Annotated in this window: 25 protein-coding genes; 14 read left to right on the top strand and 11 right to left on the bottom strand. The window is 67.8% G+C overall.

Features of this window, described 5'->3' with window-relative positions; translation table 11 throughout:
* Positions 1–12 precede the first annotated feature (12 nt).
* The 3 genes from AVT10_RS02170 to AVT10_RS02160 all read left to right on the top strand — a co-directional run bounded on the left by AVT10_RS02170 (position 13) and on the right by AVT10_RS02160 (position 3,547).
* On the top strand, positions 13–1,026 hold the full coding sequence (locus AVT10_RS02170; RefSeq protein WP_066687717.1) for a ferritin-like domain-containing protein: 1,014 nt from the start codon (positions 13–15) through the stop codon (positions 1,024–1,026).
* Positions 1,027–1,050: 24 nt separating this feature from the next.
* On the top strand, positions 1,051–2,379 hold the full coding sequence (locus AVT10_RS02165) for an Nramp family divalent metal transporter (RefSeq protein WP_066687714.1): 1,329 nt from the start codon (positions 1,051–1,053) through the stop codon (positions 2,377–2,379).
* A gap of 220 nt (positions 2,380–2,599) precedes the next feature.
* A complete protein-coding gene (locus tag AVT10_RS02160) occupies positions 2,600–3,547 on the top strand; it encodes an NAD(P)H-dependent flavin oxidoreductase (RefSeq protein ID WP_066687712.1) in 948 nt (315 codons plus the stop codon).
* Here the strand turns inward: AVT10_RS02160 and AVT10_RS02155 are convergent.
* Together AVT10_RS02155 and AVT10_RS02150 are read right to left on the bottom strand one after the other, a co-directional pair.
* On the bottom strand, positions 3,542–4,000 hold the full coding sequence (locus AVT10_RS02155) for a DUF1465 family protein (protein ID WP_084401225.1): 459 nt from the start codon (positions 3,998–4,000) through the stop codon (positions 3,542–3,544). The two genes, AVT10_RS02160 and AVT10_RS02155, sit on opposite strands and share 6 nt — an antisense overlap.
* Positions 4,001–4,083: 83 nt before the next feature.
* The gene (locus AVT10_RS02150) at positions 4,084–4,281 is read right to left on the bottom strand and encodes a YdcH family protein (RefSeq protein WP_066687702.1); all 198 of its coding nucleotides are present in this window, start codon (positions 4,279–4,281) and stop codon (positions 4,084–4,086) included.
* 23 nt (positions 4,282–4,304) lie between these two features.
* Between AVT10_RS02150 and AVT10_RS18895 the strand changes: the two genes are divergently transcribed.
* Complete coding sequence (locus AVT10_RS18895; RefSeq protein WP_332307259.1) at positions 4,305–4,589, top strand: YdcH family protein; 285 nt, start codon at positions 4,305–4,307, stop codon at positions 4,587–4,589.
* Positions 4,590–4,637: 48 nt separating this feature from the next.
* Here AVT10_RS18895 and dksA read toward each other — a convergent pair whose 3' ends face one another.
* Both dksA and AVT10_RS18665 read right to left on the bottom strand, forming a co-directional pair.
* Positions 4,638–5,105 (bottom strand): RNA polymerase-binding protein DksA, encoded by a 468-nt coding sequence (gene dksA, locus AVT10_RS02145; protein WP_055756271.1) that lies wholly within the window; start codon positions 5,103–5,105, stop codon positions 4,638–4,640.
* 182 nt (positions 5,106–5,287) lie between these two features.
* Positions 5,288–6,205, bottom strand: a complete 918-nt coding sequence (locus tag AVT10_RS18665) for a hypothetical protein (RefSeq protein ID WP_232307832.1) — start codon at positions 6,203–6,205, stop codon at positions 5,288–5,290.
* Between the two features lie 58 nt (positions 6,206–6,263).
* On the opposite strand from AVT10_RS18665, the gene AVT10_RS18035 reads away from it, so the two are divergent.
* Positions 6,264–6,362 carry a PEP-CTERM sorting domain-containing protein gene (locus tag AVT10_RS18035; protein WP_157092662.1) on the top strand — a complete coding sequence of 33 codons (99 nt, stop codon included), beginning with the start codon at positions 6,264–6,266 and terminating at the stop codon, positions 6,360–6,362.
* A 75-nt stretch (positions 6,363–6,437) separates the two neighbouring features.
* Here the strand turns inward: AVT10_RS18035 and AVT10_RS02135 are convergent, their stop codons facing one another.
* Positions 6,438–6,869 (bottom strand): host attachment family protein, encoded by a 432-nt coding sequence (locus AVT10_RS02135; protein WP_066687697.1) that lies wholly within the window; start codon positions 6,867–6,869, stop codon positions 6,438–6,440.
* Positions 6,870–6,965: 96 nt separating this feature from the next.
* Between AVT10_RS02135 and serS the strand changes: the two genes are divergently transcribed.
* From serS to AVT10_RS02105, 6 genes are all read left to right on the top strand, one after another.
* Positions 6,966–8,243, top strand: coding sequence for a serine--tRNA ligase (serS, locus tag AVT10_RS02130; protein WP_066687690.1), 1,278 nt, complete (start codon positions 6,966–6,968; stop codon positions 8,241–8,243).
* A gap of 64 nt (positions 8,244–8,307) precedes the next feature.
* A complete protein-coding gene (locus tag AVT10_RS02125; RefSeq protein ID WP_066688104.1) occupies positions 8,308–9,384 on the top strand; it encodes a M23 family metallopeptidase in 1,077 nt (358 codons plus the stop codon).
* Positions 9,381–10,391: a potassium channel family protein gene (locus tag AVT10_RS02120; protein ID WP_066687688.1), complete on the top strand. Its 1,011-nt coding sequence runs from the start codon at positions 9,381–9,383 to the stop codon at positions 10,389–10,391. The genes AVT10_RS02125 and AVT10_RS02120 overlap by 4 nt, the downstream gene beginning before the upstream one ends.
* Complete coding sequence (locus AVT10_RS02115; RefSeq protein ID WP_066687686.1) at positions 10,391–10,735, top strand: DMT family protein; 345 nt, start codon at positions 10,391–10,393, stop codon at positions 10,733–10,735. The genes AVT10_RS02120 and AVT10_RS02115 overlap by 1 nt, the downstream gene beginning before the upstream one ends.
* A gap of 52 nt (positions 10,736–10,787) precedes the next feature.
* Positions 10,788–12,119 (top strand): 30S ribosomal protein S12 methylthiotransferase RimO, encoded by a 1,332-nt coding sequence (gene rimO, locus AVT10_RS02110; RefSeq protein ID WP_066687684.1) that lies wholly within the window; start codon positions 10,788–10,790, stop codon positions 12,117–12,119.
* A 145-nt stretch (positions 12,120–12,264) separates the two neighbouring features.
* Entirely contained in the window at positions 12,265–13,647 is a 1,383-nt protein-coding gene (locus AVT10_RS02105; RefSeq protein ID WP_066687681.1) for a leucyl aminopeptidase family protein, read from the top strand.
* A gap of 120 nt (positions 13,648–13,767) precedes the next feature.
* On the opposite strand, the gene AVT10_RS02100 is transcribed toward AVT10_RS02105, so the two are convergent.
* Positions 13,768–15,219: an ATP-binding protein gene (locus AVT10_RS02100; protein WP_066687679.1), complete on the bottom strand. Its 1,452-nt coding sequence runs from the start codon at positions 15,217–15,219 to the stop codon at positions 13,768–13,770.
* A gap of 92 nt (positions 15,220–15,311) precedes the next feature.
* Here AVT10_RS02100 and AVT10_RS02095 point away from each other — a divergent pair, with 92 nt between their 5' ends.
* Positions 15,312–15,737 (top strand): ribosomal maturation YjgA family protein, encoded by a 426-nt coding sequence (locus AVT10_RS02095; RefSeq protein WP_084401254.1) that lies wholly within the window; start codon positions 15,312–15,314, stop codon positions 15,735–15,737.
* Here the strand turns inward: AVT10_RS02095 and AVT10_RS02090 are convergent.
* From AVT10_RS02090 to AVT10_RS02080, 3 genes are read right to left on the bottom strand one after another with little or no spacing between them, the layout of a single operon-like run.
* Entirely contained in the window at positions 15,662–15,988 is a 327-nt protein-coding gene (locus AVT10_RS02090) for a 2Fe-2S iron-sulfur cluster-binding protein (RefSeq protein ID WP_066687677.1), read from the bottom strand. The genes AVT10_RS02095 and AVT10_RS02090 overlap by 76 nt on opposite strands.
* Positions 15,985–17,079 (bottom strand): cysteine desulfurase family protein, encoded by a 1,095-nt coding sequence (locus AVT10_RS02085; protein ID WP_066688102.1) that lies wholly within the window; start codon positions 17,077–17,079, stop codon positions 15,985–15,987. The genes AVT10_RS02090 and AVT10_RS02085 overlap by 4 nt, the downstream gene beginning before the upstream one ends.
* Positions 17,076–18,125, bottom strand: a complete 1,050-nt coding sequence (locus AVT10_RS02080) for a cysteine desulfurase family protein (protein WP_066687674.1) — start codon at positions 18,123–18,125, stop codon at positions 17,076–17,078. Before AVT10_RS02080 ends, AVT10_RS02085 begins: the two co-directional genes overlap by 4 nt.
* 41 nt (positions 18,126–18,166) lie before the next feature.
* Here AVT10_RS02080 and AVT10_RS02075 point away from each other — a divergent pair, with 41 nt between their 5' ends.
* A complete protein-coding gene (locus tag AVT10_RS02075) occupies positions 18,167–18,823 on the top strand; it encodes an alpha/beta hydrolase (RefSeq protein ID WP_066687669.1) in 657 nt (218 codons plus the stop codon).
* Positions 18,824–18,994: 171 nt separating this feature from the next.
* The gene (locus tag AVT10_RS18030; protein ID WP_126012702.1) at positions 18,995–19,225 is read left to right on the top strand and encodes a hypothetical protein; all 231 of its coding nucleotides are present in this window, start codon (positions 18,995–18,997) and stop codon (positions 19,223–19,225) included.
* A 3-nt stretch (positions 19,226–19,228) separates the two neighbouring features.
* Here AVT10_RS18030 and AVT10_RS18465 read toward each other — a convergent pair whose 3' ends face one another.
* Together AVT10_RS18465 and AVT10_RS02070 are read right to left on the bottom strand one after the other, a co-directional pair.
* Complete coding sequence (locus AVT10_RS18465; protein ID WP_164523814.1) at positions 19,229–19,396, bottom strand: hypothetical protein; 168 nt, start codon at positions 19,394–19,396, stop codon at positions 19,229–19,231.
* Positions 19,393–20,355, bottom strand: a complete 963-nt coding sequence (locus AVT10_RS02070; RefSeq protein WP_066687666.1) for a threonine ammonia-lyase — start codon at positions 20,353–20,355, stop codon at positions 19,393–19,395. Before AVT10_RS02070 ends, AVT10_RS18465 begins: the two co-directional genes overlap by 4 nt.
* Positions 20,356–20,425: the final 70 nt, after the last annotated feature.

Below are 20,425 nucleotides of genomic sequence, written 5' to 3'. Positions count from 1 at the left end.
GGAGCGACCCAGATGACCAACGAATCGATCCTGTCGGTGCTCGACACCAACGATAGCCGCCGCGCCGATCGCCGCGACTTCCTGCGCAGCGCGGGCAGCGTGTCGGCCGTCATGGCCGGCGCGTCGCTGCTCGCTGCCTGTGGCGGGAACAACAGCAACCCGGCCCCGACGCCCACCCCCACGCCGACTGCAACGACGTCGCCCACGCCGACGCCGTCCTCGACGCCGCTGACCGATGCCGATGTGCTGAACTTCGCGCTGAACCTCGCCTATCTCGAGGCGCAGTATTTCAGCGTCGTCACGACCGGCGCCGGCCTGTCCGCCGACCTGCTGACCGGAGCCGGCACCGCCGGGGCCGCCAGCGGCGGGCGCCAGCGCGTGTTCGCCGATCCCGTCCTCGGCCAGTTCGCGCGCGAAATCGCCGCCGACACCCGGGCACAGGTCGCGCTGCTGCGCCGCACGATCGGGACCCCGGTCATCGCCCAGCCGGCGATCGACCTCGGCGTCACCGCGACCAGCGCTTTCTCGAACCTTGCCCGGACGGCGGGGCTCATCACCGGCACGGCGGCGACCTATGACGTCTATGCCACCGACGAACAGGTCATGCTCGGCGCGTTCGTGTTCGCCGACGTCGCCGTCACCGCCTATCGCGGCATCACCGCCGGCGTGACCGGCGCGGCGTTCATCGACGCGATTGCGGGCATGGTCTCGGCCAAGGCCTATCATGCCGGCCTGATCCGCGCTGCGCTGTATCGCAAGGGCATCGCCACCCCGGCGATCCTCGATGCGACCGAAGCCCTGTCGAAGGCCCGCGACGACCTCGAAGGTGCCAACGACACCGATCAGGGGGTGAAGCCGGTCAACAACGCGTCGAACATCGTGCCGACCGACGGCAGCGCGCTGACCTTCAGCCGCCTGCCGGCGCAGGTGCTCAACATCCATTACCTGACCCGCGCCTCGGTCTCGGCCGGCGGCTTCTTCCCGGCGGGGGTCAATGGCGCGCTGAAGACCAGCAACGCCGTCTAACGTCTGATTTCGGGAGCGTATCGCATGGCCCCTCCGACCAGCGCAGACGCTCCCGAGCGGCGCCCCAGCCTGCCCGGCTCGTTTCGCACCGTGCCGGTTCCAGCCGGCGCCGGGCAGTTCTGGCGCAAGCTCGGTGCCTTTGCCGGCCCCGGCTATCTCGTCGCGGTCGGCTATATGGACCCGGGCAACTGGGCGACCGACATCGCCGGCGGTTCGGCGTTCGGCTATACGCTGTTGTCGGTCATCCTGCTGTCGAACATCATGGCGATGGTGCTGCAATCGCTGTCGGCCAAGCTCGGCATCGTCACCGGCCTCGACCTCGCCCAGGCGTGTCGCGAATATTATCCCTCGCCGATCCGCTGGGTCCTGTGGGTGCTGTGCGAGCTGGCGATCATCGCCTGCGACCTTGCGGAGGTCATCGGCACCGCCATCGCGCTGCAACTGCTCTTCGGTATCCCGCTCGTCTGGGGCGTGTGCATCACCGCCGTCGACGTGATGCTGATCCTGCTGCTCCAGCAATATGGCTTTCGCAAGCTGGAAGCGTTCATCGTCGCGCTGCTCATCATCATCGCCGGCTGCTTCGCGGTGGAACTGTTCCTCGCGCAACCCTCGCTCGCCGCGATCGCCGAGGGGCTGATCCCGCGAACCGAGATCGTGACCAATCCGGCGATGCTCTACATCGCGATCGGCATTCTCGGCGCGACCGTGATGCCGCACAACCTCTATCTGCACTCCTCGATCGTGCAGACGCGCAGCTTCGATCGGACGCCGGAGGGTCGGCGTGAGGCGGTGAAGTTGGCGACGATCGACAGCTCGGTCGCGCTGATGCTCGCGCTGTTCATCAACGGATCGATCCTGATCCTCGCCGCTGCGACCTTCCACACCGCGGGCCGCACCGACGTCGCCGAAATCCAGGACGCCTATCAGCTGCTGACCCCGATGCTGGGTGCCGGTGCCGCCAGCATCCTGTTCGCGGTCGCGCTGCTCGCCTCGGGCCAGAACTCGACCATCACCGGGACGCTCGCCGGACAGATCGTGATGGAAGGGTTCCTCAACATCCGCCTGCCGGCGTGGATCCGCCGGATCGTCACCCGGCTGATCGCGATCGTCCCCGCCGTCATCGTCGCCAGCCTCTATGGCGAAAGCGGCACGGCGCAGCTGCTGATCGCCAGCCAGGTCGTGCTGAGCCTCCAGCTGCCCTTCGCCGTCTATCCGCTGGTCCGCTTCACCGGCGACCGGGGCAAGATGGGCGACTTCGCCAACCGCCCGGTACTGGCGCTGGCCGCATGGGTCATCTGCGCGGCGGTGATCGTGCTCAACTTGGTGCTGCTCTATCAGGTCGTGACCGGCTGACTTTCCTACTTGGCCGAAACATGCATGCTGTTCCGGCTCTTTGACATTGCCCGGCACCGCTCGACGCACCGATTGAACCACAAGTGTCGACTTCCACGCCGAAGTTGCCCTGCAAGTCATTGCAGAACAACGAAATCTGGTCGTTATAAACTTCGACGTACCGTAACCTTCGCCAACTTTCGCCGCTGGACAGTGATTACGGTTGCGCTATGAAACTCATATGGCGCTTCCTTCTCTCTTCGACAGGCTGACGATCCCGGTCATCGGGTCGCCGCTGTTCATCATCTCCGGCCCCGATCTGGTCATCGCCCAGTGCAAGGCCGGGATCGTCGGCTCCTTCCCGGCGCTGAACGCCCGGCCGCAGGCGCAGCTCGACGAATGGCTCCACCGCATTACAGAGGAACTGGCCGCCCACGACCGCGCCAACCCGGACCGCCCCGCCGCGCCCTTCGCGGTCAACCAGATCGTCCACCGCTCCAACGACCGGCTGGAGGCGGACCTGACGACCTGCGCCAAATGGAAGGTGCCGATCGTCATCACCTCGCTCGGCGCGCGCGAGGACCTGAACACCGCCGTCCAGGGCTGGGGCGGGATCACGCTGCACGACGTCATCGACGACCGCTTCGCCCACAAGGCGGTGGAAAAGGGCGCCGATGGCCTGATCCTCGTCTGCACCGGCGCCGGCGGCCATGCCGGCCGCCTGAACCCCTTCGCCTTCACGCAGGAGGTTCGCCAGTGGTTCGACGGCCCGCTGGCGCTGTCGGGCGCGATCGCCAATGGCGGCGCGGTGCTCGCGGCCCAAGCGGCGGGCGCCGACCTCGCCTATGTCGGCTCCCCCTTCATCGCCACCGCCGAAGCCAATGCCGTCGCCGCCTACAAGCAGGCGGTGGTCGACGGCCGGGCGGACGATATCGTCTACAGCAACCTCTTCACCGGGGTGCACGGCAATTATCTTCGCGCCTCGATCGTCGCCGCCGGCCTCGATCCCGACGCCCTGCCCGACAGCGACGCCTCGAAGATGAATTTCGGGTCCGGCGCAAAGGCTTGGAAGGACATCTGGGGCGCGGGCCAGGGCATCGGTGCGGTCGATGCCGTCCTGCCCGCCGCCGACCGTATCGCGCGCATGGCGGAGGAATATCGCGCCGCCCGCACCCGGCTGGCGCTATAGCTGCATCGCCAGCCGTTCGAACATCGCCCGCGCCGGGCTGGCCGGCGGCGGGCTGGTCTTCGACCGCTCGATCCGTTCCGCCCGGCGATACAGGTCGAGGCTGGCGCGGATCAGCACCTGCGTCCCCGCCGGCATCGTCTCCAGCACCTCGTCCTCGGTCACCGGCGACGTGGCCAGCGCGCGCAGCGGATCCTCGGCCAGGTCCGGCGCCATCTCGCCCGCATCGATCGCGCGCTGGGTCAGCAGCCACGCGATGACGTGCATCAGCCGCGTCGTGATCTTGAGCGATTCGCACGACAGCACCACCCGCGCCATCGGGTCGAGCAGCGCGCGTTCCGCCTGTCCGGCATCGTTGAAATAGGATCGCGCCTCGTCGGCCAGCAGCATGGCTTCGACGTACAGCGAATCGATCAGTCGGCGTTGAACGTCCGCCCCGTGTCCGGCTGGTCCCATGATCCGCTGGATGCCACGCCCTGCCGCCGGACGACAAGCGCCCGATGACGCGCGACCGTCCCTGAACGAACCAACCGGGCGGTTCAGGCGATGATGTCGGGGATCAGCTGGTCCTCGATCGCCGCGATCTCGTCGCGCAGGCGCAGCTTACGCCGCTTCAGCCGGGCGATTTGCAACTGGTCGACCTGCGCCGCCATGCCCAGCGCCGCGATCGCATCGTCGAGGTCGCGATGCTCGATCCGCAGCAGCCCCAGACGCTGTTCAAGGTCCGATTCGTCCATCGCGGTCCACTCTCGCTTGGCGCTTGGCCGCTGGCAACGGCCCGTCGGTCATTTTCGCACGCCATGTCGAAAAAGCCGCTCGCGGCATGGCGACAATCGTCGGCGGCTGTGTTCTATTCATTCCCCCAACAGCCAAGCAGGAGGATGCAACGATGCAGTCTGCCCACCTCACCGCCCTCGAAGCGAAACATGCGACGCTCGATCGTCAGATCGCCGCCGAAACGCAGCGTCCTTCCCCCGACCAGGCGCTGCTGTCCTCGCTGAAGAAGCGCAAGCTGATGGTGAAGCAGGAGATGACGGCGCTGTAACGCGACGACCTGCGCGGGGCCCTGCCGGCCCCGCGCCTTGTCGTGCGCTCAATCCTCGCGCGATACCTTTTCCTGGCGTTCGTGGCGGCTCTGCGCCTCGACCGTCATCGTCGCGATGGGGCGGGCTTCCAGCCGGCCCAGCGCGATCGGCTCCCCGGTGACTTCGCAATAGCCATATTCGCCATCGTCGATCCGGCGCAGCGCCGCCTCGATCTTGGCGATCAGCTTGCGCTGGCGATCACGGGTGCGCAGTTCGATCGAAAAGTCGGTCTCGCTCGATGCGCGGTCGGTCAGGTCGGCCTCGCGCAGCGATTCGTTCTGCAGATGCGCCAGCGTGTCCTGCGCCTCGCGGTGGATTGCGTCCTTCCATGCCAGCAGTTTGGCCCGGAAATAGGCCTGCTGACGGGGGTTCATGAACGGTTCGTCCGCATGGGGACGATATCCGGTGCCATCGTCGTTCGCCGGCGGCGGTGGCATGTCGAGAGGTTGTTTCGTGTCGCTCAAAACCGTGGCCATCCCCATTCTCCACCCAGGGGCGTCCCTCTACGAAGCCCGCGGGGTCGCCCTCTCTTGTCCCGCGCGCCTATATCGAGCGGGGGGCGGCTCCACAAGCGTTGCGGAACATGGGACATTGTTCCCGTCGCATCGCCGACGGGTCCGTATCGTACCGGTGTGACTCGTCGTCCCTTTACGGTACGTTAACCGTAGCGAAGTGCTGGCGTAGCGCGCATTTCAGAAATATGACCGCGGGAATAGGTCACATTGGCTTGAACTTTACGGTTTCTTTCGCCTTGGTGATGCAGGACGGACCCGCGCGATGCTCTCGGGCACGTAGTCGGGGTTCTTTGGGAAGAGTGGTGCTGCATGTCGGTAAAGATGGCATTGGCGAAATTATGCGCATGTGCCTGTGGCGGTGCCGTCATCGGCGGCGGCGCGGTGCACGTCGCCGAATCGTCGCAACATCGTGAGATCACGAAGCGCGCCATCACCAAACGCGTCATCACGAAGCGAGTCGCGGCGCGCCCGGCCCCCAAGCGAGTCGTGAAGCGCATCGTCACCCGGACCAAGACCGTGTGCGCACCGACCGTCGTGACCGTCGCCAGCCAAGCCGATCCCGTGCCGCTGCCCCCCGCCTTTGCCAGCCCCGACATGCCGGTCATGCAGGGCGGCGGCTTCGCCCCCGGCCCGGTACTGGTCGGCGGCACCGGCGGCGGCGGGATCGGCGGCGGCTTCTTCGCGGGCGGCTTCTTCGGCGGCGGCGGTTCGGGCGGGTCGAGCGGGATCGTCGTATCGTCGACCTCCAGCACGAGCGGCTCCACCTCGACCTCGGCCGGTGGGTCATCGACCAGCACCGGCGGCGTGTCGAGCACCAGCAGCACGTCGTCCGCGTCGGGCGGCAGCAGCGGAAACGTGTCCAGCTCGTCCAGCGGCAATGTCTCGTCGTCGTCGAGCGGCAATGTGTCGACGTCCACCTCGTCGAGCGGGAACGTGTCGACCTCGACCTCCTCGAGCGGCAACGTCTCGACGTCGACCTCCACCTCGTCGAGCGGCAACGTATCCACCAGCACGTCGTCGGCATCGTCCGCCTCGACATCCTCGGCGACCAGCTCGTCCACCTCGTCGTCCTCCAACGGCTATCCGCCGCCCCCGCCGCCGGACAAGCCCCCGACGCCGGTGCCGGCCCCGCCGATGCTGCTGCTATTCGGTGGCGCCGCCGCGGCGCTGGTCCTGCGCAAGCGGTTCGCGCGCAAGGTGGCCAGCGACGCCGCCTGATCCCGGTCGATTGCACGACAAAACGGGCCGCGTGGAACCCCCGCGCGGCCCGTTTTCCGTTCCGGCCTTTCGGCATCAGGCGTTGGCGAGCAGCTTCTCGATCTGGTCGACCGGATGGCCGGTCAGGTCCTTGTCGAGTTCGCCGGCCAGCTTGTCGCTGACCGCCTTGTGATAATGTTTGCGCATCTCGCCCAGCGTCTTGGGCGGGGCGACGATGATCAGCGATTCGAACTCGTTCGCCAGCGCACGCTTGCGCAGCAGCTCGGCCGCTTCCGCCGCGAACCGGTCCTCGGCCTGCTGATGGAAATCGACCTCCCCCATCGTGCCGCCGGTGGTCGACGACGCCTGACCCGCCGCATCGGTCTTCTGGTGGCGGTCGGCGGGATTGGCCTGCAGCTTCTGATCCTCGACGATCAGGTTCGGCATGTCCGCATCGCCTTCGTTGCGAAAGAACAGCATCTTGCGCCCGTCCGCGACCAATATGCAGGCGTCATGGGGTATCCGCATCGTCCATCTCCTTATGGCTGTCCGGGCGAATGAACGCGCCGATGGGCGGGGCGGTTGCGGCTTGCATGGCTCGGCTGGCCTCGCCATAGCCCCGCCATGCACGATATCCGCCTGATCCGCGACGATCCCGCCGCCTTCGACGCCGCCCTTGCCCGCCGGGGTCTCGACCCGCGATCGGCCGAGATCGTGGCGCTCGACGAGCGCCGCCGCGCGCTTCAGACCGAGATCCAGACCGCTCAGGCGCGCCGCAACGAAGCATCGAAGGCGATCGGGGCAGCCAAGGCGAAGCGGGACGAGGACACTGCCGCAATGCTGATGGCCGAAGTCGCCACGCTGAAGGATCGGATGCTCGCGGCCGAGCTGGAGGAGGCGTCGCTCGCCAGCGAACTGCGCGGCGTTCTCTCGATCGTCCCCAACCTGCCGCTCGCCGATGTGCCCCAGGGCGCGGACGAGGACGATAACGTCGTCGAAAAGACCGTAGGCGATCCGACTGCCTTCGGCTTCGATCCTGCCGAGCATGACGCGATCGGCCCGGCCATCGGCCTCGATTTCGAAACCGGGGTCAAGCTGTCGGGCGCGCGCTTCACGCTGGTGCGCGGCGCGGCAGCCAAGCTGCACCGTGCGCTCGGCCAGTTCATGCTCGACACGCTGACCGGCATCCATGGCTATGAGGAGGTCGTGCCGCCGGTGCTGGTGCGTAGCGACGCGCTCTATGGCACAGGACAGCTGCCCAAATTCGCCGAGGACCTGTTCCGGACGACGGAAGAACATTGGCTGATCCCGACCGCCGAAGTGTCGCTGACCAATATCGTCGCAGGCGACATCCTCGCCGAGCGCGAGCTGCCGCTGCGCTTCACCGCGCTGACCATGTGCTTCCGTTCGGAAGCTGGTGCCGCGGGACGCGACACGCGCGGCTTCATCCGCCAGCACCAGTTCGAAAAGGCGGAAATGGTATCGATCACCACGCCGGAGCAGTCGGACGCGGAACATGAACGCATGACCCAGGCGGCCGAGGATATCCTCAACCGTCTCGTCCTTCCGTTCCGCCGCATGAAGCTGTGCACCGGCGACATGGGCTTCTCGGCCGCACGCACCTACGACCTCGAAGTCTGGCTGCCCGGCCAGCAGCGCTATCGCGAAATTTCGAGCTGCTCGACCTGCACCGACTTCCAGGCGCGCCGCATGAACGCACGCTATCGCCCGGAGGGGGAGAAGGCGACCCGCTTCGTCCATACCCTCAACGGTTCGGGCCTTGCGGTCGGGCGGACGCTGGTCGCGGTGCTGGAGAACTACCAGCAGGCCGACGGATCGGTCGTCGTGCCCGACGTGCTGCGCCGCTATGTCGGGCAGGACGTTCTGGCGCCCGCACGCTGACGGCTTTCCCGCTGCGGCGGCCATGGTTAAGGTCGCGTCGGGGATGACGGGCAAGGGGTTGGCGATGAAGGTCGGAACGCGGAGCGCGGCGGCGCTGATTGTCATGGGCCTGGCCAGCGGGTGCATCCCTGCCTCGCCCGGCTACGATCCTGCCCCGGCCCTGCCACAGGCGCCGCCGGTCGCCGCGCCCGGCACCCCGCCTGCGACCAAGCCGGAAGGCGACGGCGTCACCGCACTTCCCTCCCCGCCGCCGGCCTGGGAGGCACGTCGCGTCGTCGCCAATGCCCACAGCATCGCCGAAAGCAGCTACGTCGTCCGGCCCGGCGATACGCTGCGCGGTATCGCCAACGCGACCGGCGCCGGATCGGAAGCGATCGCCCGCGCCAACAACCTGCCCGCACCCTTCACCATCCGCGCCGGACAGCGCCTGACCATTCCCGACGGCCGCTATCATACCGTGCATGAGGGCGAGACCGGCATCGCCATCGCCCGCGCTTACGGCGTCGACTGGTCGCGGATCGTCACCGCCAATGCCCTGACCGAACCCTATATCCTGCGTACCGGACAGCGCATCCTGATTCCCGGCGATGCCTTGCCGCGCTCCGCCGCCGAACGCGCCGCCGCGTTCCGGCTCGACATCGACGACATCCTCACCGGCGGCGAACCGGCAATCAAGCCGAACGAAAAGCCAGTGGTCGCGGTGACCTCGCCCAAACGCGTCCTGCCCTCGACCGCCGCCATCGCCGCGCCGACCACGACGCCCGGCACCTTCGCCTGGCCGGTCGATGGCCGGCTGTTCAAGCGATTCGGCGCCGGCGCCAGCGGGGAGCGCAATGACGGCATCAAGATCGCGGTGCCGCTGGACACCCCCATCGGCGCAGCGGCGGACGGCACCGTCGCCTATGTGGGGACCGGCGTGCCGGGGCTGGGCGGCGTGGTCATCGTCCGCCACGGCGGCGGGCTGACCACCGTCTACGGCCATGCCAGCCAGTTGCTCGTCCAGCGCGGGCAGGCGGTGAAGAAGGGGCAGAAGATCGCCCTGTCCGGCGATTCGGGCTTTGCCGACCGGCCGATGGTCCATTTCGAGATGCGTTCGGGCCGCACCCCGGTCGATCCGCTCACCCGGTTGCCGCGCCGGTGAGAGCGCCCGGCCGGCGCGCGATCCTGCGCCAGTCGTCGTCGCTGCCGGTCTGGGCCTCGATCCTGTGGCGGGTCGTCGCGGTGCTGGCGCTGGTCGGGATCGCCATCGGCGTCCACTGGTTCGACCGCGCGGGGCTGCGCGACAATTACGACGGGTCGGTCAGCTTCATCGACGTCATCTATTTCACGATGATCTCGATCACGACGACCGGCTATGGCGACATCGCACCGGTCACCGAACGCGCGCGACTTTTCGATGCGTTGATCGTTTCGCCGATCCGGGTGTTCGTCGTGCTGCTGTTCATCGGCACGACCTATCAGTTCGTCTTTCGGCGCAGTTGGGAGCGTTGGCGCATGGCGCTGTTGCAGGAAAAACTTTCCGGACACATCGTCGTCGCCGGCTTCGGCAAAACCGGTTCCGAAGCGGTCGATGAACTGATTGCCCGGGGCGAGGACGCCCGCCGCATCGTCGTGATCGATCCGGTACAATCGCATCTCGATGAAGCGCAAAAGATCGGCTGCATCGTGCTGCAGGCCGATGCCACCCGCGACGCGACGCTGAACGACGTCTGCGTGGCAAAGGCACGGGCGCTGATCGTCGCGACCGGCCGCGACGACACGTCGATCCTCGTGACGCTCACCGCCCGCCACCTCGCCCCCGACCTGACGATCAGCGTCATTGTGAAGGCGGAGGACAATGAATCTCCTGCCCGGGCCGCCGGCGCGACGACCGTCATCAACCCGGTCAGCTTTGCCGGCCTGCTGCTCGCCGGATCCTGCCGCGGCCCGCATATCGCCGACTACATGCTCGACCTCGCCTCGATCGACGGCGCGGTCGCCCTGTCCGAACGCCCCGTCGCTCCGCACGAAGTCGGGCAGCCGCTGTCCGCGATCACCACCGGCCTCGGCCTGCGCATCTACCGGCAAGGTGGGAAGATCCGGTTCGACAGCCCCGAAGCCCGCAACCTGCAACCCGGCGACACGATCGTCGAAGTGGTGACCCGATAATGCCCGATGCTGCCCGTCTCTGGCCGATCCTGCTGCTGATCGCGTCGAACATCTTCATGACCTTCGCCTGGTACGGCCATCTGAAGCACAAGGGGGCGCCCCTGTTCTTCGTGATCGTCGTCAGCTGGGGCATCGCCTTTTTCGAATATTGCCTCGCCGTGCCCGCCAACCGCATCGGGTCGCAGGTCTATTCGGCGGCGCAGTTGAAGGGGATGCAGGAGGTCATCACCCTGACCGTCTTCGCGATCTTCTCGGTCGCCTATCTCGGACAGAAGATTACGGTCAATCACATGATCGGCTTCACGCTGATCGCCGGGGGCGCGTTCTTCCTGTTCCGGCAATAGGTTCCGCTGCCCCTATCATTTTTCGCCGAAATCGCTATGTGACGCGGCGATCATGGCAACTCGTCTTCCTTCGCCCCCCCGTGTCGGGATGGTTTCGCTCGGCTGTCCCAAGAACCTGGTCGACAGCGAACGCATCCTGACCAAGCTGCGCAGCGACGGCTATCAGATGTCGCCCGACTATGCCGGCGCCGACGTCGTGCTCGTCAACACCTGCGGCTTCCTCGATTCCGCCAAGGAAGAGTCGCTCGAAGCGATCGGTGAGGCGATCGCCGAAAATGGCCGCGTCATCGTCACCGGCTGCATGGGGCAGGAGGCGGAGACGATCCGCGCCCGCTTCCCGCAGGTGCTGGCCGTCACCGGCGCGCATCAATATGAGCAGGTCGTCGACGCCGTCCACGAGGCCGCGCCACCAATCCCGTCTCCCTTCGTCGATCTGGTCCCCGAAAGCGGGCTGAAGCTGACGCCGCGCCACTACAGCTATCTGAAGATCTCGGAGGGCTGCAACCACCGCTGTTCCTTCTGCATCATCCCGTCGATCCGCGGCGATCTGGTCAGCCGCCGCCCCGACGCGATTCTGCGCGAGGCGGAAAAGCTCGTCGCCGCCGGCACGAAGGAACTGCTGGTCATCAGCCAGGACACCTCGGCCTACGGCATCGACATCCGCCGCGAACCGCGTGCGTGGAAGGGGCGCGAGGTCGTGCCGCACATGACCGACCTCGCCCGCGAACTGGGCCGGATCGCGCCTTGGGTCCGGCTGCACTATGTCTATCCCTACCCCCACGTCGACAGCGTGATCCCGCTGATGGCCGAAGGACTGGTGCTCCCCTATCTCGACATTCCTTTCCAGCACGCCTCGCCGTCGGTGCTGAAGGCAATGAAGCGCCCGGCCAACGATGCCAAGGTGCTGGAGCGCCTGCGCGGCTGGCGTGAGGTCTGTCCGGACATCGCAATCCGTTCGTCGTTCGTCGTCGGCTTCCCCGGCGAGACCGAGGCCGATTTCCAGTACCTTCTCGACTGGCTGGACGAAGCGCAGCTCGACCGCGTCGGCGCTTTCCGCTTCGAGCCCGTCGAGGGCGCCGCCGCCAACGCGCTGCCCGATCCGGTGCCGGAAGAGGTCAAGGAAGAGCGCTACGCCCGGATCATGGAAAAGACCGCCGCGATCTCGGCCGCCAAGCTCGCCGCCAAGATCGGCCGCACGATAGACGTCATCATCGACGAGGTCGGCGAAGAGGGCGGCGCCACCGGTCGCAGCACCGCCGATGCACCCGGCATTGACGGCGAGGTGTTCCTGCGCGACGCCGGCCATCTGGCCCAGGGCGATATCATCAAGGTCGAGGTCGAGGACGCCGACGAACACGACCTGTACGGCGTACCGCTGACCTGAGATCCTCCCCGCTTCGCGGGGAGGGGGACCAGCCGCAGGCTGGTGGAGGGGCGTGTCCGCGCACGGAACCGTAGCGTTGCGAGCTGATCCCTCCCCGTGCCGGGGAGGATTGCGCTGATCCATGGGTCGGTCCTACATCCCACCCATGACACCGACGATCACCGCCGACCGGGGGCAGGAAGCCCGCACCATTCACCTGATCGACCCCGCCGGCTTCGACACCTGGCGTGGCGCACAACCGCCCCGCATCCGCGCCGCCGTCGCTGCCCAGCGCCTGACCCCGAAACCCGGCAAGACCGCCACCCTGCCCGGCGAACAGCCCGACGACTGGTCGGTCGTCACCATCGTCGCCGATACCACGACGCTCACCCCCTGGTGCCTCGCGCACCTTCCCGCCCAGCTTCCCCCCGACCACTACCGGCTCGCCAGCGGCACGCCCGGCGCGGCGAAGCTCGGCTGGGCCACCGCCCAATATCGCTTCACCCGGTACAGGAAGGCGGAGGATGACGCCCCCCGCATCCTGCTGTCGCGCGATCCGGCGCAAATCGACGAAGCGCTGCGACAGGCGGCGGCGACCGCCCGCGTCCGCGATCTGGTCAACACCGCCGCCGCCGATCTCGGCCCGGCCGAACTCGCTGCCGAGGCGAAAGCGCTCGGCGAAGCGCATGGCGCTACCGTCACGATCACCGCCGGTCGCGACCTCGAAACCGGCTATCCGATGATCCACGCGGTCGGAAAGGCCGCCGCAAAGGGCCGCGAACCGCGCCTGATCGAACTCACCTGGGGCAACCCGGCCCACCCGAAGGTCGCGCTGGTCGGCAAGGGCGTATGCTTCGACAGCGGAGGCCTCGACATCAAGCCATCGTCCGGCATGCGGCTGATGAAGAAGGACATGGGCGGCGCGGCACACGCGCTGGCGCTGGCCGGACTGGTGATGGAAACCCACCTGCCTGTCCGGCTCCACCTGCTCATTCCGGCGGTCGAGAACAGCGTCTCGGGCGACGCCTTCCGCCCCGGCGACGTGCTGAACAGCCGCAAGGGGCTGACGGTCGAGAATACCAATACCGATGCGGAGGGGCGCCTCATCCTCGGCGACGCGCTGACCCGTGCGTGCGAGGGAGCACCCGAACTGCTGATCGACTTCGCGACGCTGACCGGCGCGGCGCGCGTCGCGCTGGGGCCGGACCTGCCCGCGACCTTCGTCAATGACGAAGCGCTAGCCGCCGACCTGATCGCCGCCGGCACCGCCGAAGCCGACCCGCTGTGGCAGATGCCGCTCTGGGACGCCTATGACGACCTGCTCAAGTCCGACATCGCCGACATGGTCAACGCACCCGACGGCGGCATGGCCGGCGCGGTAACCGCCGCGCTGTTTCTGCGGCGCTTCGTCACGCCCGGCACGGCTTGGGCGCATCTCGACACCTTCGCCTGGCGCGCCGCCGCCAAACCGGGCCGGGCCAACGGCGGTGAAGCATATGGCCTACGCGCGGCGTGGCGATTGCTGAAGGACCGGTACGGGCAACGCTAGGACCGGACCATCCCTCTCGCTCCAAACGTCATCCCAGCGCAGGCTGGGATCTCCCGGTGATAACGCGGGACAGGAACCGCGGGAGACCCCAGCCTGCGCTGGGGTGACGTTTCGTCTCGACTACGCCGCCTCCGCCGCCTCCGTCGTCCACCCCAGATGCGGCAGCGCGATCGAGCGTTTCCCCGCCAGATCGATCCGGCACACCATCAGGTCGCGCCCCTCGATATAGGCCAGCATCCGCTTCACCCGGCCGAGCGAGCTGGTGCCATAGGTCCGCGCGATCTCCGCTTCGCTCGGGCACGGCCGCCCTTCCCGCGCCGCCCGCGCAATCAGCATGAACGCGCCGAGCATGTCGTCGGGCAGCACGTCCGCGATCGCCAGCGCCTGCGCCCATTCCTCGTCCGGTGCGTCATAAATCCCGGCGCGCGCACAGGCCAGCCGCCGCGTGAAAGCGGGCAGGTCGAGCGGCGGTCGCGGCAGGCCAACCATGCGGCAGCGCACGTCGAAATCCTGATACAGCACCGCCGCCGCGCGCTGCTGATCGCCCTCGTCCTCCACCAGCGCGCGCAGCACGTCTGCGACGATACCGTCGGTCTCGTCCGCGCTGCGTTCGGGCAGGTCGGGCGCGACGCTGGGCCGGGGAGGAGCGGCAATCGCCGCCTCCACCGCCTCGGGCGGCGCGACATGGCGGATCGGCGGTCCCAGTGGCAACATCGCCTCGACCGGGGCCAGCAACAGGTTCTTGATGTCCGCCACCGGTGCGGTCGGCAGCGGGGTCAGCTTGGGGCTGCCGCTGCGCGCCGAGGTCTGCACCGGCCCGATCTTGATCGACAACGGCCGCCGCGACACCGCCGGCCCGAGCGCGAGGAAATGGCCGCGCTGCAGGTCACGAATCGCTTCGGCCTGCCGCCGCTCCATGCCCAGCAGGTCGGCGGCACGCGCCATGTCGATGTCGAGGAAGGTCCGCCCCATCAGGAAGTTCGACGCTTCGGCTGCAACGTTCTTGGCAAGCTTCGCCAGACGCTGCGTCGCGATCACACCGGCCAGGCCGCGCTTGCGCCCGCGACACATCAGGTTGGTCATCGCCGACAGCGACGCGCGTCGCACCTCCTCAACCACCTCGCCGCCGCCCGCCGGCGCGAACAACTGCGCCTCGTCGACCACGACCAGCGCCGGATACCAATGCTCGCGCGGCGCATCGAACAGCGCGTTCAGGAACGCGGCGGCGCACTTCATCTGCCCTTCGGCCTCGAGGCCTTCGAGGCTCAGCACCACCGACGCCCGATGTTCCCGCGCGCGCGTCGCGAATTTGGCGACCTCGCGCTCGCTATGGTCCGCCGCCTCGATCACGACATGGCCGTAGGCGCCGGCCAGCGTCACGAAATCACCTTCGGGATCGATCACCACCTGCTGCACATGGCCGGCGCTGCGTTCGAGCAGCCGGCGCAACAGGTGCGACTTTCCCGACCCCGAATTGCCCTGCACCAGCAGCCGGGTGGCCAGTAATTCTTCCAGATCAAGGGGAACGGTCTTGCCCGCCGGGTCCGTCCCCATATCGACGTTCACGGTCATCGCGGGTCTTTAGGCGGTCGCGGCGTGTCGGGGCAAGCGGTTGCATCGCCATCCGTCGCACGCCATGGTGCGGGCGGGTTCGGGGAGAGATGATGCGCTTCGACACACGCTATGCCGCGCTGACGCTGGCCCTGCTGCTGACCGAAATCGCCATCGCGCTGTTCGTCCGCGACGCGATCATCCGCCCCTATGTCGGCGATGCGCTGGCGGTGGTGCTGGTCTATGCCGGGCTGCGCACGGTCACGCGCCTGCGCGTCGTCCCTGCCACCACGCTGGCGCTGCTGATCGCCTTCGTCATCGAGTTCGCGCAATATTTCCGCCTGCTCGACCAACTCGGCCTGTCAGGCAATCGCTGGGCGCGGATCATCCTGGGCAGCGGATTCGACCCGCAGGATTTCGTCGCCTACACCGCCGGTGCGGTCACCGTGCTGCTCGTCGAGCGTTACCGCCGTGCATCGCGCGCTGCCGCCGGCACGCGCACGGTCAACTCGCCCAGCGATTCGTCGAGCACGATCTGACACGCCAGCCGACTGGTCGCGACCGCCCCTTCGGCGAAATCGAGCATATCCTCCTCCTCCTCGCTTGCCGCCGGCAGCCGCGCAAAGTCCACCGGATCGACGATCACATGGCAGGTCGAACACGCCATTTGCCCGCCGCACGTGCCCTCCAACGGCAGGTCATAGGCCTGCGCCAGATCGAGCAGCCGGTCGCCCGCTGCCCCGCGCGCTTCCTCGACCCGGCCATCGGTACGGACGAACCGAACGATCATCGCTGCCCCCGCGCGGCTCGGTCGATCGCCTGCAATGCCCGCACCAAATCCTCCTCCTGCGTATAGCGCCCGAACCCGATCCGGATCGACGACCGCGCCTCGCGTTCGGTAAGGCCCAGCGCGCGCAGCACATGGCTGCTCCGCCCCGACCCGCTTGAGCAGGCCGACCCCGCCGAGAAGGCGATATCGCGGCATTCGCTCATCAATCGCGCGACGTCCAGCCCGTCCATCCGCACGTTCAGATTGCCGTGCCAGCGCGACGCCTCGCTGCCGTTCAACCCCCAGTCCGGCGCCGACAGGATCGTGCGAGCGACGCGCCACAACCGTTCGGCCTGCACCCGGTCCTCCTCCGACAGCAACGTCGCCGCGACTCCGAACCCGACGCACAGCGCGGGGCTAAGCGTACCCGACCGCAAGCCGCCCTCCTGCCCGCCGCCATGCAGGATCGCCGCCGGCTCCATGCCGTCGCGCACCCACAACCCGCCGACGCCCGTTGGGCCATAGACCTTGTGCCCCGACACCGCGATCAGGTCGCAGGCATCAACCGGCACGTCGACCCGCCCCAATCCCTGCACCGCGTCGCAAAACATGACTGCCCCGGCCGCGCGTGCCAGTTCGCGCAGCCAAGCGACCGGCTGCACCACGCCGATCTCGTTGTTGACCAGCATCGCCGCGACAATCGCGGTTCGCCCGTCGATCGCAGCGACGGCGGCGTCGCGATCGACTAGCCCGTCCCGCCCGACCGGCAGCACGACGACCTCCGCCCCCAGCGCCGCTACGGTATCGAGCACGCAGGCATGCTCGGTGGAAATCGTCACCACCTTCGGCCGCTCGGCCCCGACGCGCGCAAAGGTGCCGGTGATCGCCCAGTTCGCCGCCTCGGTCGCGCCGCTCGTGAAGAACAACCGTCCACCCGTCACACCCAGCGCCGCCGCCACCTGCCCCCGCGCGACCTCCACCGCCGCCCTGGCGCGCCGCCCCTCACGATGCGGCGAATGGGGGTTGGCATGGTGGTCGCGCAGCCACGGCACCATCGCCTCGAACGCCTCGGGTGCGAGCGGCGTCGTCGCCTGATAATCGAGGTACGTCACGCCAACGCCCTCCACGCCGCCGCGAAGTGCTCGACATCGTGCGCCGTCGTCGTCCAGCCGAAACTGACCCGGATGACCTCGCTCGCCGCCTTGGCGTCGATCCCCATGGCGGTCAGGACATGGCTGGTCTTGAGCGTCCCCGACGAACAGGCGCTTCCCGCGGACACGGCAAACCCGGCGGAATCGAGCCGCATCAGTTGCGCCCCCGCCGATCGCCCCGGCATTCGATAGGCGGCGATGGTCGGGATGCGCGGCGAAGCATCGGCAATGACCTCGCCCCCATGCTCCCGCACCACATCGTCGAGGGTATGGCGCAGTATCGCCGTGCGCTCGAACCACTCGTGCGGCGCCTCCAGCGCGGCGGCAAAGCCCAGCGCACCCGGCACATTCTCCGTACCGCCGCGATAGCCCTGCTCCTGCCCTCCGGTCGGGGTCAGCAACGCAAAGTCCCGCACCAGCAGCGCGCCGATCCCCGGCGGCCCGCCCAGCTTGTGCGCCGACACCACGATCAGGTCGGCGGGTGGCAGCGGCAGCTTGCCCGCACTTTGCGAACAATCCGCAACGAGCACGTCCGCCTTCGCCGCCACGTCCGCGAGCGGTTGGAGCACACCGGTTTCGCTATTGGCGGACTGCACCGCCAAGCGCCGACCCGGCGGCACCTGCGCGGGATCGACCAGCCCATCACCGCCGACACTGATCCGGTCGCTTCCGACCACGCGCAGCACCGCATCATGCTCGACGCTGGCAGCGACCGCATCATGACCTTTCAGCGCGATCGCGAGCGCCTCGCTCGCCCCGCTGGTCAGGATAACCTCTCCCTCCCAGCCCAGCGCCTTCGCGATCCGCGCCCGCGCATCCTCCAGCGCCCGCCTCGCCGCGCGCCCCTCGGCATGGGGGCTCGACGGATTGGCCCAGCGCGCCATGCCGTCCGCAACGGCGGCGATGGCTTCGGACCGCATCGGCGTGGTCGCGGCATGGTCGAGATAGATGCGAGTCGTCAAAACACTTCCGTTCCGATTGTCTGCGCCTATATAGCCGCGAACCATCTTCGCGCCATCGCTGCGCCTCCATCACAACAGGACGTCCCATGCCAGAAGTCATCTTCCCCGGTCCCGAAGGTCGACTGGAAGGGCGTTTCGCCCCGGCACCGCGTCCACGTGCGCCCGTTGCGATGATCCTGCACCCGCACCCCTCGTCGGGCGGGACGATGAACAACCGCATCGTGCAGGAACTCTACAAGACGTTCCAGCGCCGCGGCTTCGCGACGCTGCGCTTCAACTTCCGCGGCGTGGGCAAGAGCCAGGGGACGTTCGACAACGGCGTCGGCGAGCTGTCGGACGCCGCTTCGGCACTCGACTGGGTGCAAAGCTTCCACCCGGAAGCGCAGACGACGTGGATCGCGGGGGTCAGCTTCGGGGCATGGATCGGCATGCAGCTGCTGATGCGCCGCCCGGAAATTCGCGGCTTCATCTCGATCGCGCCGCCGGCGAACATGTACGACTTCACCTTCCTCGCGCCCTGCCCGTCGTCGGGTATCATCATCCAGGGCGACGCGGACGAGGTCGTAACGCCCGCCGCCACGCAGAAGCTGGTCGACAAGCTGCGCACGCAGCGCCACATCACGATTCACCACGACGTGATCCCAGGCGCCAACCACTTCTTCCAGAACGAAATGCCCGAACTGATGGGCAGCGTGGACAAGTATCTGGACATGCGCCTGGACCCGAACTCGCCGATTAAGTGAGACTCGGCGCAGCGGATTGGCGTTGCTAATCCGCGCCCGGCGGCGAGCCCGGCCGGCGGCGCACCAGGCGCCGACCGACGACGCGGCTTCGCCGCGTGGCCATATCCTGCTTGCCATATTCATTCACAACCATAGGGTGTCAGCAACACTCCGTTACAGGACGACCGGACCATGCTGACCTCCCTGCTGCTCGCCGCCGCCATGCAAGCCGCCCCTACACCTTCCCTCTCTCCGGCAACGGAAAAGCCGATCTGCCGCCGGGAAATCCCGATGGGATCGAACATGATGCGCAAGGTCTGTCACACCCGCGCGGAATGGGCACGGATCGACGGCGAGAATGCCAGCGCCAGCGGACAGGCGCTTCGCCAGCGGGTCAACCGGCCAGGTAGCAACAGCAACTGAGCGCTAGACGGTCCAGATCGCGACATTCCCGATCATCACCAAGGCACACACCAGCATCAGCCACCCATTGCGCCGTTCACCCCGCGCAATCATCCGCACGCCGAACACGGCCAGCAGCACCGCGACCAGCATCAGGATTGCCAACAGCGTACCCGCCGGCCCCTGCGTCATGCCGCCAACACCTTGGCATAGGCGGCGGCGTCGACATTACCGCCCGACACCAGCACCAGCGTCCCCGGTACCACCGCCACCCGCTTCGACAGGATCGCCGCCAGCGCCACCGCGCCTCCGGGCTCCACCACGGTGCGCAGATGCCGCATCGCCCAACGCTGCGCCTCCGCGATCTCGCCCTCGCTGACTGCTACCCCGGTCGCCCCGCGTCGCGACAGCACGTCGAACGTCCGCTCCGCCACCCGCATCGTCTGAAGCGCGTCGCAGGCGGTCGGCGGCGGCGCCTCGCCTACCGGCTCGATCCACCCGGCCTCCAGACTGCGCCGCATATCGTCCCAGCCCTCCGGCTCGACCGTCACCATCTCGGCATCGGGCAGCGCCAGCGCGATCCCGGCCGCCAGCCCGCCACCGCCACACGGCACGACGACCCGCGCGGGCGCCGGTAACCCCGCCGCCGCCATCTGCGCCGCCGCCTCGATCCCGGCCGATCCCTGCCCCTCGATCACCCAGGCATCGTCGAAGCTCGGCACCAGGGTCGCGCCACGCGCGTGGGCCAGATGCGCCGCAATCTTCTCGCGGCTCTCGGTCACCCGGTCATAACGGACGACTTCCGCCCCCAGCGCCATCGTCGCCGCCAGCTTCGCCTGCGGCGCATCCGCCGGCATCACGATCGTCGCCGCAATGCTAAGCCGCTTCGCCGCCCAGGCGACGCCCTGCGCATGATTGCCCGATGAGAAGGCAACGACGCCGCGCGAGCGCGATTCGTCGCATAATGCGGTCAACCGATGCCATGCCCCGCGCAGTTTGAACGAGCCGACCGGCTGTAACGCCTCCATCTTGAAAGCGACAGCCAAGCCATTGATTTCCCTCACCATCAGCGGCGATGGCGGCAGGATTTCCGCGATCTTAGCCGCCGCATCGCGGACGCCGGCACGAGTGGGTTGTCGCATAATCGTCATAAAATGCACTTTCTGCCGCACAGACACTTTACATCAAGGTTTGCGGGTCATAGATCGCGCCTCCGCTGCC

Source organism: Sphingomonas hankookensis (genome assembly GCF_001619955.1).
GTDB classification, from domain to species: Bacteria; Pseudomonadota; Alphaproteobacteria; order Sphingomonadales; family Sphingomonadaceae; genus Sphingomonas; species Sphingomonas hankookensis_A.
Note: the sequence above shows the minus strand (reverse complement) of the source record. Positions and strands in the feature narration are given on the sequence as shown.